Here is a 14,086-nt window from a genome sequence, read left to right as displayed (position 1 = left end):
ATATCGATACCGTTTGCCGGAAAATAAGGAATTTTTAATGTCAACTGTCGTTTTAGCAGAAAAACCAAGTCAAGCACGAGCCTATTTAGAAGCTTTTGCTAAAAGTGTCAAAAAACAGGGCCACTATATAGTTAATGACCCTGTTTTACCCAAAGACACCATCGTCACTTATGCATTTGGTCATTTGGTCGAATTAGCACCGCCGGAAAAATATGATTCAAAATATAAAAAATGGTCGCTTTCCAATTTGCCGATATTTCCCGAAAAATATAAATTTATCGTACCAGCCGGCAAAAAAGAACAATTTAAGATCATTAAGGAGTTATTGACCCAAGCCGAAACGATCGTCATCGCTACCGACAGCGACCGTGAAGGTGAAAATATCGCTTGGTCTATCATCAGACAAGCCAAGATCGATCTAAAGCAAAAGAAATTAAAACGCCTTTGGATCAATTCACTGGAAAAAGATGCCATCATCAACGGTTTTAAAAACTTGCAAGACGGCTGGAACTATTATCCTGTATATCAAGAAGCACAGACCCGTCAGATAAGCGATTGGCTGGTCGGTATGAACGGCAGTCCTTTATATACACTTGAATTAAGAAAAAAAGGTATTCGCGGCGTCTATTCCGTTGGCCGTGTGCAAACACCAACTCTGTACATGGTCTATCAAAGAGATCAGGCGATCAAAAACTTTAAAGCGGAAGCATATTTTGAAATAAACGCTGAAATTTCAGCCGATCAAAGAAAATTCACTGCAAAATTAGATCCCTATCAGCGTTTTAAAAAGCAAGAAGAATTAAATGCATTTAGGAAAAAGAAGGAGCTTCAAGAAAATAAGCAAGATGCTCTGATCAAAGATGTTAAAAAACAGGTCAAAAAAACTAATAGCCCAAGGCTGTTTTCGCTTTCAAGTTTGCAAAGTGCTGTTAATAAAAAATATCACGCCAGTGCCAGCCAAATTCTGCAAGCGGCCCAAAGTTTATATGAGGCTAAATTACTGACATATCCTAGAACTGATTGCAATTATATAACTGAAGAAGAATTTGATTATTTAGTTTTAAATCTGCATAAATACCTGGATCTTGTACCTGGTCAAGTTTCTTTGAACCAAATAGAACCGAACAAACGATATGTCAACGGCAAAAAAGTTCAAGAACACCATGCCATTATCATGACCAAGATCATCCCAAGCAAAGAACGGCTGAGTAAGCTGCCAAAATTGCAGCAGCAGGTTTATGATCTAGTTTTAAAAACGACTCTGGCCATGTTCGCTGAGCCCTATGAATATGAAGAAACTGTGATCAGCATTGAGATCGGCAAGGCATTTTTTAAAGCTAATGGAAATCGGCCAGTGAAAATGGGCTGGAAACGGCTTTTTGAGCAGGGGAATAATGATCAAAACGAAGACGGCGAAAATGTTTTGCCGAAAGTGGAAATCGGCCAACAAGTCAAAGCTGAGCTGAAATGCCCGCAAAAAGAAACGACAGCCCCGGCAGCCTTCACCGAAGGAACGCTGATAACCGCTATGAAAACTGCCGGCCGGACTTTAGATGACGAGCAAGCACAGTCGATCCTTAAAGACGTCGAAGGTATCGGCACCGAAGCGACTAGAGCCAACGTGATCGAATTGTTGAAAAAACGTGATTATTTATTAAGCCAGAAAAATCAGCTGCATGTAAGCCCGCAAGGAATCACCCTCTGCAAAGCAATAAGATCCGAACCCCTGCTGGCAAGTCCGGAAATGACAGCAAAGTGGGAGCTAGCTTTAAAACAGATCAGTCAATCGCAAAGAACGCAAGAAAATTTTTTGCTGCAGATCAAAAAATTCGTCCAAAAATTAGTCGAAGAAGTTCCCCAGCAGCTGTTAAATGATGATCAGCTCAAAAAGCAGTTGCTGTCACAGAAAAGCATCGAAAAACAAGCAGACATAATATTTAAAAATAACGAATTAACTATTTTAGAACGCAAAAATTTCTACTTCATCGAAAACAAAGCAGGCCAAGATTTTACCTTGCCGAAAAAATGGAGCAATGAAACTATCGGTAAAATCGCTGTCAAAGACTTAGCAACTAAGGGACAGACTAAATTATTAAAGGGTTTTAAAAGCAAAAAAGGAAAAAAATTCGACGCGCGGCTTAAATTAGACGGCAGCAGGTTGAGTTTTATCTTTGACTAATACTAATGCTCCTTCAATTAAGCAGGCAGCTGTTAAAGGTATCCGCAAAACAAGACAGATCAACCTGCTTCCACCTTTTTCTTTGCAAAAAAACTGCGCATATCGATCGACCTGAAGCGGACAAAAGCAAGGTAGGCAGCGTTAGCAACGCCTAGTAATTCCCAAACTTTCCAATCATGATTTATCTTACCTATCCTTACAAAAAACAATAAGTCTTCCAAAATCTCTTCAACTAATGCGTGAAGCAATTTATCGATACCCAAATCGCCATTGAATTCACCATTCAAGAACAAAGTGATCAAAAAAATCAATATCCAGCCGATCAAATACTTCTTTCCGCCCTTGGCATACAAGACTTTGCGATAAGCATTTACTTCGCGGCCTTGCTGATCAATAAAAAAATAATCGGATTTGATCCTCATGAATTTTGACTGAAAACCGAAGCTCTGGTAGAAACCAATGACCGTCGCAATAACAAATATCAAAACAGCACTTAAAAGATCATTAACGTTATCAGCATCTAATTTAGAAATAAATTGATACAGACAAAACAGCGGTAAAAACAAGAACCTGATCTTAGTTACACGAGAAAACTCAAATTGATCATAAATGAAATATATTACTACTGCTAAAGAAATTATCGAAGAATATACCACCGCAACTCTCCTTGTTTAGTAAAAATATCACTTTAATCAATTGTAAACGTTTGTAGAGTGTGTCCTAGATTCACGTCAATCAAGCAGCCGCCCCCGGCCACCCAGATACTTGCTGGTCAAATCAAGAAGATGCTCGGCAACATTGTCAATATACTCTTGGCTGGTATGCTCGTTGCCCTGTACGATATAAAAAATGTGTGTGCTGCCAGCCGTAACTTTAGTTTTTTCTACCTGACGGGTTTCCAAATGACAGATAACTTCATTGCTGGCATCAACATAACTATATTCACCGGCTTTGATTTTTTCAGCCGAACCATTTGCCCCGATCGGCACAAAACGTTCCGTACCGTTGGTGATCTTTAGCTCAACATCCCCGTCGATACGATCGATGTCATGCGCACCAAGCGCCAACCGGCTTTGGATGGAAACTAAATTATAAAGGTCGACGACAGGATCAATAGAAAATAAAACTCCCCGTTTTAATATCAGTTTCAACAAGGTCAAAGGCGCAGGCGTGTTGCTGCGCTTAGGAAGGCCGATACTTTTATGAAGATCCCAAAAACCTTGAATGATCGGATCGGCTTTGAGCTGGTCGCGATCGAGACTTTCCAGCTCTTTTTGGATCTCAGTTTTGATAAATCGTGATAAAGCTTCCGGATAACTCCGATTATCGACATTATTTATTTCAACACCGCGGACCTTGACACCAAGATCGATAACTTTCGGATCAATACTGAACTGCATTTGATATTCCTCCATTATTTAAATAAAAAAACACTCGTTCTTATCATTAGATAAGGGACGAATGTTTCCGTGGTGCCACCCAATTTTGCATTATTCTCACAAATAATGCCTCATCGGTATCAGTCAAACCGATACCAGGGAAGTTAACGGTTCCTACCGATCAGTCTTTAAAATAAACTGACAGCTTTACAAAAGACCATATTCACTAGTCTGGCTGCTATCCTTTTTCACCGACCGGATTCTCTTGCGCGCCGTTGCTAATTACTCATCTTCAAGCTTTGTTTGATTAAATTAATAGTAGTTATAACACGCCGCGTTTTTTAAAGCAAGAAAAAATGAACTCAATTTTGTACTGGTTGACCGCTGTGTATTTCAAATCCTGTAGACACAGGAATATTCTCGCCCGTGATCGGATCCGAATCATCAGATGCAAGGAAATATATGGTTTTAGCAACTTGTTCCGGTTCGACCAAACGTTTTAGCGGGCTCGCTGACTTAAACTGATCAATAACAGATTGAGGGTTAGCCTGAAACATCGGCGTATTCGTAGGACCCGGATTAACGTTGTTTACTCTAATGTTGTATTTTCCATAATCCAAAGCCATTGCCCGTACTAAATTAACAACAGCTCCTTTAGCGGCGTTATAAGCAGCCATGTTATAATCACCGGCTAATCCAGAAATAGATGCCGTATTTACTATCGTGCCTCTTTTTTGACTGATCATATCCGGAATAAAAAATTTGGTCATTAAGTAAATAGATTTAACATCGACGGCCATGATCCTATCCCAAGATTCTTCGTCGACCTCATGTAATGCGCCCTTTAGAAAGATACCGGCATTGTTAACGATACTGTCAATATGGCCGAATCGAGTCATAGCGGCACGCTGCAAATCTTGGACCGATCGACTATTTGAAACATTAGTCTGTTTAAACGAAACTTTATCGTGATAATCAGCTTCAAGCCGCTTTAGCGCCCTTTGACCGCTTTCGTCGTTTAAATCGGACATCATAACATTCCAACCTTTTTTCAAAAAAAGTTTGGCAGCGCTCAAACCCATTCCAGATGACGCTCCTGTAATTACGACTGTATTCATAACCCTTCTCCTAACTATCTTTTTTTAAAAGCTTAGTTATTATCATTGTGTCATAAAATATAGTGAAAATAATTACAATTACAAATAATACAGATTTTTGATAACTAACGACATCTAAATTTCTTAATTAAAGTGACGAATTTTCGGCAGGATAATTGAATTAGAATTCAGATATCAAAATAACAAATTTATCAATCCTAGCGAGATGACTCCAGTAACCACAACGAACAATAGATTCTTTGATATTATAGCAGCAGCGATCGTCGGTAATGAAGCCAATAAGTTTTGATAGTTTATTTCCGGCATATGTCCTAAATGCTGAATAAACAAGGATTGAAACCATAATCCCGACATGATAGCGATAGGAACGAAACTCAAGAATTCCATCAGTCCCTTTGGGATCTTAAATTTTTTAAGTACCACCAGAGGAAGAATACGCGACAGCCAGGTCACTAACCCGCAGCCGATGATCGTTAACATAATAAATTTAATTGAAGGCATGTTTAAGTACCACCCCGAAAAAGCAAGAGACTATCACAGCTAATAAAACAACGAATCTTGCGGAAATAAAAATCAGACCAGCATATACCAATACCAGCACCAAACCAACGACTAAAATTTGAACTGCTAATTTAATCGATCTATCAGAAATCAATTGCAGGTACAATAAACCGATAAACATAGCTGTGATCGCAAAACCAAGCCCCAAAGAAGTCGGATCGGTGATCAAGCTTCCCAATAATGCTCCGATAACCGTACCAAAGATCCAGGCGATATAAGCAATGATATTGACAGCATTGAACCATTCAAAATTCAAGCGTCCTTTCGTGTAATTGATTTTATTCATGCCAAGAGCAAAACTTTCATCAGTTAAAAAAGTACCGATCAATATATTCTTGATCATTGACTCCGGTTTAAAATACGGCGCGATCGCAGTCCCCATTAAAATCATCCTAGAATTGATTATGAATACGGAAAAAATTATTGTTGATATCGAATCATGGGCTAAGAGCATAGCGACCAGTACAAATTGTGCCGAACCCGAATAATCGAACAGCGAAATTATTACGACCAAAAACAAACTGAGCCCAGATGACCGGCCGACTATTCCAAAAGCAGCGCTGATGCCGATATATCCGAAAACAGTTGGCAAAGCCTCTTTTATGGCATTTTTAAAAGTTAACGAATCATTCAAAATAGGAGTCCTCTTTTTAGTTGATATTTAACCTAAAAAAATAAAGCATTGTTTCAATAAATATCAATACTAAAATAATTAATAGATAAAGCGACTTATAAGAAAAAGAATCAATTACGAAGGCACCGCTAAATTATTTAAAAGCGAAAGCCAAAACGAGACCGTTATCATCTTTATCCTCATAAGCAGGTTCCCTTTCAGCCATTTAAAAAGTTTTGATATTTATCAATGCATTTTAAGATTTGGCCGCGTTCTTGCTGAAGTTCATTTATCTGATGGTCCAGTTCTTCTAAATGCTTTTTTAATATTACATTGCGCCTTATCAAAATGCTTTCAATACAAATATCTGACAAATCAGAGTTGATAACACAATCCTCCTGACCAAAAGACAGCATGTCGTTAATAGATAAACCGAGTAATTTCAAATCTTTGATAAAAATAAGCAGATCAAGATCTTTCTTAGAATAAAGGCGTCTGCCGCTTTGATCTCTTTTTATGCTGCATAACAAACCTATTTTTTCGTAATAACGTAAAGTGTATTCTGAAAAGCCGGTCTGTGTTGCGATCTCATTAATATTCATCACAAAGCATCTCCTATTGACTTGTTGAAATGAATATAGCACTTACAGTCGGCTCTAAGTCAACATAATATTGATAAATCGATCCGGTCCTGAATAAAAATTTCCTTTTTTCAATATTAACGAATACTGGATTTAACAAATATGTGAATAATATTACAATGTAAGTGGAAACTAAAGAAAAGAGGTCGTTTTCAATGGATGGTAAAGTTGCTGTATTGACTGGAACCGAGAATATTGAAGTTAAAAAACTGCCTGTTCCAGAAATAAATGACGATGAGATGTTAGTCAAAGTCGAAGGCTGCGGTATCTGCGGTACTGATGTTTTCGAATATAAAAGTGATCCGTTCAACTATATACCGGTAAATCTAGGCCACGAAGGTACCGGGGAAATCGTTAAAATCGGTAAAAATGTTAAAAAAGATTGGACCGGAAAGGATCTGAAGATCGGTGATAAAATCGTTTGCGGTCCTGCTCCAAGCGGCGATATTTATGGTTTGATGGGCGGCAAAGAACACTACTTTAACGGTTGGCTGGCAAATTACATGGTCATAAATCCCAACAGTGTTGTTTTCAAAGTCAGCGATATGCCCCTTGATCTGCGTATCTTGATCGAACCAGCTGCTGTTTCATGCCACGCCCTGGCAAAATCAAAAGAAATTTATGACTTCAAACACAGTTCGTCAGTCGCAGTCCAAGGAGTAGGACCGATCGGGCTGATGGCCGTAGCACAAATGAAGACAATGGGTGTCCGCCATATAATTGCCATCGACAGCAATCAAAGCAGATTGGAATTGGCAAAAAAGATCGGGGCCACCGAGACAGTCAACATTTCAAACGGCGACCCAGCTGATAAAGTCAAAGATTTGACTGACGGCAAAGGTGTTAACTTCGTTTTTCAGTGCACCGGATCGACAGCTGCCGCAAGTACAGCTTGGAAATTATTATCAGATCATGGAGGTATATGCGAGGTCGGCTTTTTCGTAGATAACGGCGAGGCAAAATATAATCCGCATTTCAATATTTGCATGCCGGAAACCAAAGTCACCGGTTCATGGGCATATCTTCCAGAAGATTGGGTCGAAGCAACCGAATTCCTGCGTGAAACAAAAGACGAAGGTATCGACATGACACAATTGATAACCGACGCATATCCGCTCGATCAAATCAACCAAGCGATGGCGAAAAACATAAGCGGCACCGGCGTAAAGATCGTTTATAAAAATAACGAATAAAGCATTTTAAAATGAAGATTCTTGATAAACCAATTTAGCTCGCAAACTAGATTGGTTTTTGTTAAACTCAAAAATAGATTCAGTCCAGTGAACAGCGAGGAAATGCTATGTCAGAATTACTGGTCGTTACGACCGAAAATATTCCAGGAAAAAAATACGAGGTTATTGGTGAAGTGTTCGGTTTAACGACCCAATCAAAAAATATTTTCCGAAATATAGGTGCCGGTCTCAAAAATATTGTCGGTGGTGAAATAAGGGATTATACGCAAATGCTCGAAGAATCCCGCCAGGTAGCTATTCAAAGATTACGAGAGAATGCCGCTAAAATGGATGCAGATGCCGTAGTAATGATGCGCTTTGACTCTGGTTCGATCGGCAATGACATGCAATCGGTAGCAGCATACGGAACCGCAGTAAAATTTGTTTCTTGATATTAAAAGAGTCGATCCATTAGCGATACTAAAATAGAAAATTTATTGGACACAAAAAATCAGCAGAATTCCTGCTGATTTTTTTAAATCAAAGCTTATTATTTTTTTGAAGATATTCTATTTTCTTTTCAAAATCATCAACGACTGCGCGAACATTTTGCTGACCTCTCCATCCAGAATAACCAAACAGCATCATGCCGATAAATCCGATCGCAAATAAGACGATCCCTAAAATATTCAGCCAAAACGATTTATCATGAAAGAAATAAATGAGGACTATTCCAACTCCGCTTAGGATCGTAAACAGTTGAAACCAATAACCTAAATTTCTCAACATGTGTTTTTGGTAGGCAACTTCGTGTTCATAGCCTTCTTTTAATTCATCAAGTGTCATTTGCTTTTCTCTTTTTAAAAGGATCAAAATTTAATAAGAAAGTCCAGGGTTGAAGAATCCCAGCAGAACGCCGACCAAAGAAATAACCACCAAAATTATCATCGTCCAGATGGCAGAAACATGACGCTTGGCCATCAGCCACCAGCAGAAAAAGGTGACGAGTACTGTCAATAATCCCGGATAGATGCTATTCAGCCGGTCTTGCAGATTCAAAAATATTTTACCATCGGCACCGCGCAATCTTAATGAGGTCGTCACATTGACCCATGATGCTAAGACACCGCCAACGACCATGCTTCCAACGATTCCAATGGCACGGCGAAGAGCTGCACCTTGTTTGCCGACCAAAAAGCTGACAGCCTGGTCACCAAAACGATAACCGCGGAAGTACAAGAAGCGCTGACCAAAATAGGCGATCAAGACCCAGGTCACGATGTAAAAAATAGCTCCGACCGGCGAGCCGCCAGATGACATGCCAAGGGAAATCCCTAAAAGAATAGGTATCAAAGTACCATCGATCAAAGAATCTCCGATCCCAGCGATCGGTCCCATCAGACCGGCACGCATATCATTGATAGTTTCACCGCTGATCTCTTTGCCATTAGCACGGGCTTGTTCCATACTTGCCGTAATACCAACGATAACAGTGCCTAACATCGGATTAGTATTGAAAAAGGCGGTATAAGCATGAATAGCCTTCACTTGATCATCGTGGTTCGGGTACAATTTCCTGAGGATCGGCAGCATTGAAGACATATAACCGAAAGTCTGCATGTGTTCCTGTGAGAAACAAGTCAACGCTCCCCAGAACCAGCGATGAAAAGATTTAGTTAAAGTTTTATGATCGAGTTTTTTTAATTCATTAGTATTATCCATGATCAAATATCCTCCTCATCGTCACCGGATGCTGCCGACGCCGCAGCACCGCCGCCGCCAGAAGATGATCCATTAGCCATCTCTATTTCATAAACTATTACTGCAAACAGCAAAGATACAACTGTAACAGATACTAAGTTAAGGTGTAACGAAGCAGCAAGAGTGAAACCAACAAGAAATGGAATAAAGTCGACTGCATGATCAACGATCTGACGCAGCAGTATCGCAATACCAACACAAGGAAGCATTCCTCCGACCGTGAATAAAGTCTTCATTGCAACACCGTCCATCGGCAAAGCATTTCTCAAAGCAGTAACGGCAGTCGCACCATAATAGGTAAACAGCATCGTTGGCAGAAAAGAGAAGATCGCATGCGAGATCCATGGCCAGCCAAAATTTACTGCTGTTAATTTATTCAGCCTGCCATTATGAACATCTTTCCAGCCGAATGATTGCCAAACCAGGTTCAAAGTTGCCACGGCGTAATACAGAACCGTGCCGACTAAGGTACCGACAGATTGTGCCAAATTAGCAGCGGAACCGCTAAGCGGATTCAATCTTTGTGATGAAATAGCGACCATCGCCAGCGGTATACCGATATACGAAATAGCACGAACATCGGCTGAAACTGTTCCGCCCGGTGTTACTAAAGCGATGTAAACCAATTGCATCGCAACACCGCAAGCGATACCAAGCGGAATATTGCCAAGGATAATACCGCAGACAAGTCCGCCGACTAACGGACGACCGATCGTATAATTGCCGACAGCCTGCCCGGCCATACATGAGTTAGAACATAAACAAGCAAATAATCCAAGGAGAGCTGCTTGTAACCAGCTAATTGTCATTTTTATTTACCTTCTTTTTTGCAAATCAACTTTTAATAACCAAACCGGGATTTGAATTTATCCCAATTTCCGATTCTCTGATCCGGTAATAAAGCAAAGTCAACTTTATAACCGGCTTTCTCAATTTCTTCAAAAGCTGCACCTTCTTCTTTGGTAAATGACTGATTATCGCCTAGTTTGATCGCTCCATTACGATCATTACCGGGGCCGACGATCACAGTTTTTATATCTCCCGGTACAAAATGCATATCGACTAATATTTTTTTCATGTCCTGCGGACTTTTAGTGATCAGAAAATACCTAGTAGCAGAACTTAAAACTTTATCTTTAACTTTGTCAAAATGATCAAGTGTCCAAACAAAAGTTTTCTTATCAGATGCAGCCTTATAAGCTTCCGATAAAATATTATTATTTGCCGCTTTATCATTGACAGCTATGATACCGTCACACGGATATTCTTTACCCCATCTGATGGTGATCAATCCGTGGATCATTCGGTCATCGATTCGAACAAATGATATTGCCATTCTTAAACCTCCTTAGTCCCTAAATATTCTCATCAGACGTTCCCGACGAGAGTGATATATCAAATTGCTTAATAGATCCGGTTGCTTCTGAAATTATTTTGTCCTTTAAGTCCGAAACAGCCATACTATCTTTTGACATCATTGCTGTTAAGGCCATCGGAAAATTCATTCCACCAAGAACGAGACTATCCCGCAGCTGGCCATGGCGATGTAAAACATTGCAAACGGTCGTTAAAGGGCTCCCACCGATAATGTCGGCCAAGACAATAAATTGCGCATCTGCCGGCAATTTCGATAAAATTTTTTCCAGTTTTTCAGCCAAATCATTTAAAGATTCATTTGGTTTCAGCCCTATTGCAAATGCAGAATTTATTACATCTCCGGCAAACATGCTGAGTGTTTGTCTCAATCCGCTTGAAAAATCTCCATGACTTACAAGAAGCAAATATTTCATTTAATCTAATCCTTTCACTGTGATTTTTTATTCTTTTAAATGATATTGATTTAAAAATCACTACCGAAAGATCACTCAACTCGAAGATACTTTGATAATCGTCATGGATGAATAACCTCGCTAACCAGAATTACGTAAGCTTTTTATATTAACCTGGACTTGGATTAGTAATAGCGCTTACAATGATTATGTTAAACACAACATCAAAGAAAGTCACTTATAAAAAGTGCTTATTATCCTACATTAGTGATTAAGAGGTATTCATTTTGAATGCGATCGAAAAACTTTATTCAACCTTGGTCCAACAATTCCCTAACGCAAAGATCACGACCGAACAAGCAGCAAAAACGATCGGTCTGACCCGCGGAGTGACCAGCAGTTATCTATCGAAACTCGCAAAACAAGGAAAATTGATCAAAAGTTCAGGCAGACCGGTATACTGGCAGATCAAATATGAAAAAACTTTTTTTGACCAGCTGATCGGAGCGGAAGGAAGCTTAAAAAATGATATTCAACATGCGATCGAAGCGATCGTTTACCCACCATATGGTTTACCGATCTTTATAACCGGAGCGGAAGGCAGCGGCAAGTTATTTTTTGCAAAAGCGATCTACAGAGAAACGATAAGACGGGCTTTAGTCAACAAAAACGCTCGTTTTAAGATAATCGATTGCGAGGCTTATCCAAATCAGTCCGAACGGTTCCGAGAAGAAATAATACCAAAATTCAGTGATCCGGCTGGCGGCGATATTTTTCTTTATATAAAAAACATCCAAGTATTAAGCACAAGCGACCAGTATTATTTATTCACAAATTCAAAACAACAAAAAAATATTCGCTATATTTATTCATCAGACACTGAAATATATGAAAAAATAAAGGATTATTTTAAAAATGCCATAGTGCAAATACAAATAGAAGCTTTGAGCAAGCGTCCTTTTCGTGAAAAAATATCATTCATTGCCGCTGATCTGCAGGGACAAGCGGATCAAATAAATAAAGAAATATCTATATCTCCCGACCAGCTTATCAAATTAACTGAGTCAAGCCGGCAAAAAAGCATTATCGGTTTAAACAAATATATTCAATTAATGTGCGCCGAAGCTTACGCAAGATCTGACGGCAAAAAACAATTAGTCATAGGAAAAATATCAAAAAACTCATTTTTGATCAAAGCTCGCCAAAATACTTTGCAAGAAAACATTGATAATTTATATTCCGCTTTGATCCAGATCGATCAGGATCCGGCAAATATATTTGAACAATTAAAAGCATCGCTCAAAGAAAAAAAGCCGATAAGCGAACAAAGTTTTTTGGTCATCAAAGCCCTGAACCGCATCAGTACCATGACAAATGAAATACTGTCGAATACTTTTTCACAAACAATACAACAAAGCATAAAGAAAAATATCACCGAGGTGTATGGTGTGTCTTTTCCACAAGAAGAATCCTTTTGGCGCAACGTTGGATCAGCTTTTTTGCTCGCGAATCTTTATAAAGATAACAAAAAAACAGCTGGGGTCAGGTACAGTCTGCAAACGATCATCAAGAAAAATTATCCAAGAAGCCTTTATTTATACAAAAAACTTTTATCAAAATTAAAAGTACCGATCGAACACAATGATTATTGTTATTTACCATTTTTCGTGCTCATGTCGCAATCTGCTGAAAAAATAGAATCGATAAAATATAATGCAATAATCCTGACTCACGGTAAAAGTACTGCAGCAAGTATTCAGCAAGTAGTAAATTCCTTATGCGGAAACTTCCTTTTTGAAGCTTTTGACATGCCGCTCGATATATCTATAAATGAAATAAATTCTTATGTACAAGAGTATTTAAACAAGCAGAGTTCTTCAACGAACGGAAATATCATTTTGTTCGATATGGGTTCTTTAGGCCAAATGTTTCGGGAAATAAAAAAGATATCTAATCAAGAATTACTAGTGATCAATGATGTTTCAACGGCAATGGCTCTTGATATCGGCCTGCGGATCCAGCGGAACGAGGCTTTTCAAACGATCGCAGAAAACAGTCAAAAGTACGGTTTGACGACAAAAGCCCAATATTATGAAGGGCTGTCCAATAAAAAAAATATCATAGTCTCCTGTATGTCTGGTGCAGGTCTTTCAGAAGAATTGAAAAAATTGATCGAAACGACTCTTTCAAACTCGCTTGAAATCATAACTGTGGATTATAAGCAGCTATATGATCTTCTCAAAAATCACGATAAAAAATTTTTTGCTAATACAAGATTAATAATGACAACGACCGATATCAACAGTGAGATAACTGAAGGATCGGGAACTGAAATTTTTAACGTCTACAGTGTTTTCGATCAAAAGTCATCATTAAAACTCCAGAAGGTCTTGCGAGAATCAGGCGAAAACCAGAAATCGATAAATTCTTTGATCGATAAATTGCTGCGTTTTCTATCGATCGAAGGTATCAAAGGCAGATTACAGATCTTAAACCCCGATATCGTTATTGAAGACAGCCAAGAGATCGTTAAACATTATGAAAACTTCTACGATGTCAAATTTGATGCAAGATTAAAATTAAATCTTTATATGCATATATCTTTGATGATCGAAAGAATGATCATCAGCCGTCATTTGCAGCAAAGTACGATCGATAAAACATTGCTCAGCAGTCAAGAACAAGATTTCTTCTCATTATCCAGCGGCATTTTCCAACCGCTGGAACAAAAATTCAACATTACGATACAAGATCACGAAATAGACTTGCTGTATCAATTATTAAAAGACTATCTTTCTTAATACTTTTGAGTCGGCAAATATTTCCATAAAGAAAGCCTTAAATTTAGACAAAAAATAAGCCTCGTTACTGAGGCTTATTTCTTTCTATCTAT

15 protein-coding genes are annotated in these 14,086 nt (G+C 38.8%); 4 read left to right on the top strand and 11 right to left on the bottom strand.

Features of this window, described 5'->3' with window-relative positions:
* The first annotated feature begins 37 nt into the window (after window positions 1-37).
* On the top strand, window positions 38-2,179 hold the full coding sequence (gene topB / locus ACKP2L_RS01905; RefSeq protein ID WP_439425704.1) for a DNA topoisomerase III: 2,142 nt from the start codon (window positions 38-40) through the stop codon (window positions 2,177-2,179).
* A gap of 59 nt (window positions 2,180-2,238) precedes the next feature.
* Here the strand turns inward: topB and ACKP2L_RS01900 are convergent, their stop codons facing one another.
* From ACKP2L_RS01900 to ACKP2L_RS01875, 6 genes are all read right to left on the bottom strand, one after another.
* On the bottom strand, window positions 2,239-2,835 hold the full coding sequence (locus ACKP2L_RS01900; protein WP_439425703.1) for a hypothetical protein: 597 nt from the start codon (window positions 2,833-2,835) through the stop codon (window positions 2,239-2,241).
* 75 nt (window positions 2,836-2,910) lie between these two features.
* A complete protein-coding gene (locus ACKP2L_RS01895) occupies window positions 2,911-3,579 on the bottom strand; it encodes a B3/B4 domain-containing protein (protein WP_439425702.1) in 669 nt (222 codons plus the stop codon).
* 341 nt (window positions 3,580-3,920) lie between these two features.
* Complete coding sequence (locus ACKP2L_RS01890) at window positions 3,921-4,676, bottom strand: SDR family NAD(P)-dependent oxidoreductase (protein WP_439425701.1); 756 nt, start codon at window positions 4,674-4,676, stop codon at window positions 3,921-3,923.
* A gap of 174 nt (window positions 4,677-4,850) precedes the next feature.
* The gene (locus tag ACKP2L_RS01885) at window positions 4,851-5,177 is read right to left on the bottom strand and encodes an AzlD domain-containing protein (RefSeq protein WP_439425700.1); all 327 of its coding nucleotides are present in this window, start codon (window positions 5,175-5,177) and stop codon (window positions 4,851-4,853) included.
* The gene (locus tag ACKP2L_RS01880) at window positions 5,164-5,871 is read right to left on the bottom strand and encodes an AzlC family ABC transporter permease (RefSeq protein ID WP_439425699.1); all 708 of its coding nucleotides are present in this window, start codon (window positions 5,869-5,871) and stop codon (window positions 5,164-5,166) included. Before ACKP2L_RS01880 ends, ACKP2L_RS01885 begins: the two co-directional genes overlap by 14 nt.
* 197 nt (window positions 5,872-6,068) lie before the next feature.
* Entirely contained in the window at window positions 6,069-6,452 is a 384-nt protein-coding gene (locus tag ACKP2L_RS01875; protein WP_439425698.1) for a MerR family transcriptional regulator, read from the bottom strand.
* A 194-nt stretch (window positions 6,453-6,646) separates the two neighbouring features.
* Between ACKP2L_RS01875 and ACKP2L_RS01870 the strand changes: the two genes are divergently transcribed.
* Entirely contained in the window at window positions 6,647-7,684 is a 1,038-nt protein-coding gene (locus ACKP2L_RS01870; protein ID WP_439425697.1) for a zinc-dependent alcohol dehydrogenase, read from the top strand.
* Between the two features lie 107 nt (window positions 7,685-7,791).
* Entirely contained in the window at window positions 7,792-8,115 is a 324-nt protein-coding gene (locus tag ACKP2L_RS01865; protein ID WP_439425696.1) for a heavy metal-binding domain-containing protein, read from the top strand.
* Window positions 8,116-8,203: 88 nt separating this feature from the next.
* Here ACKP2L_RS01865 and ACKP2L_RS01860 read toward each other — a convergent pair whose 3' ends face one another.
* Genes ACKP2L_RS01860 through ACKP2L_RS01840 form a run of 5 tightly spaced genes read right to left on the bottom strand, consistent with a single transcriptional unit; the run spans window position 8,204 to window position 11,214 of the window.
* On the bottom strand, window positions 8,204-8,509 hold the full coding sequence (locus tag ACKP2L_RS01860) for a DUF202 domain-containing protein (RefSeq protein WP_439425695.1): 306 nt from the start codon (window positions 8,507-8,509) through the stop codon (window positions 8,204-8,206).
* Window positions 8,510-8,539: 30 nt separating this feature from the next.
* Window positions 8,540-9,385, bottom strand: a complete 846-nt coding sequence (locus ACKP2L_RS01855; RefSeq protein WP_439425694.1) for a PTS system mannose/fructose/sorbose family transporter subunit IID — start codon at window positions 9,383-9,385, stop codon at window positions 8,540-8,542.
* A 2-nt stretch (window positions 9,386-9,387) separates the two neighbouring features.
* On the bottom strand, window positions 9,388-10,233 hold the full coding sequence (locus ACKP2L_RS01850) for a PTS mannose/fructose/sorbose/N-acetylgalactosamine transporter subunit IIC (RefSeq protein ID WP_439425693.1): 846 nt from the start codon (window positions 10,231-10,233) through the stop codon (window positions 9,388-9,390).
* 32 nt (window positions 10,234-10,265) lie between these two features.
* The gene (locus ACKP2L_RS01845; RefSeq protein WP_439425692.1) at window positions 10,266-10,760 is read right to left on the bottom strand and encodes a PTS system mannose/fructose/N-acetylgalactosamine-transporter subunit IIB; all 495 of its coding nucleotides are present in this window, start codon (window positions 10,758-10,760) and stop codon (window positions 10,266-10,268) included.
* 19 nt (window positions 10,761-10,779) lie between these two features.
* Window positions 10,780-11,214 (bottom strand): PTS sugar transporter subunit IIA, encoded by a 435-nt coding sequence (locus ACKP2L_RS01840; RefSeq protein WP_439425691.1) that lies wholly within the window; start codon window positions 11,212-11,214, stop codon window positions 10,780-10,782.
* A gap of 266 nt (window positions 11,215-11,480) precedes the next feature.
* On the opposite strand from ACKP2L_RS01840, the gene ACKP2L_RS01835 reads away from it, so the two are divergent.
* A complete protein-coding gene (locus ACKP2L_RS01835) occupies window positions 11,481-13,994 on the top strand; it encodes a PRD domain-containing protein (RefSeq protein WP_439425690.1) in 2,514 nt (837 codons plus the stop codon).
* Window positions 13,995-14,086: the final 92 nt, after the last annotated feature.

This window comes from Oenococcus alcoholitolerans (assembly GCF_051852995.1).
Classification (GTDB): Bacteria; Bacillota; Bacilli; order Lactobacillales; family Lactobacillaceae; genus Oenococcus; species Oenococcus alcoholitolerans.
Note: the sequence above shows the minus strand (reverse complement) of the source record. Positions and strands in the feature narration are given on the sequence as shown.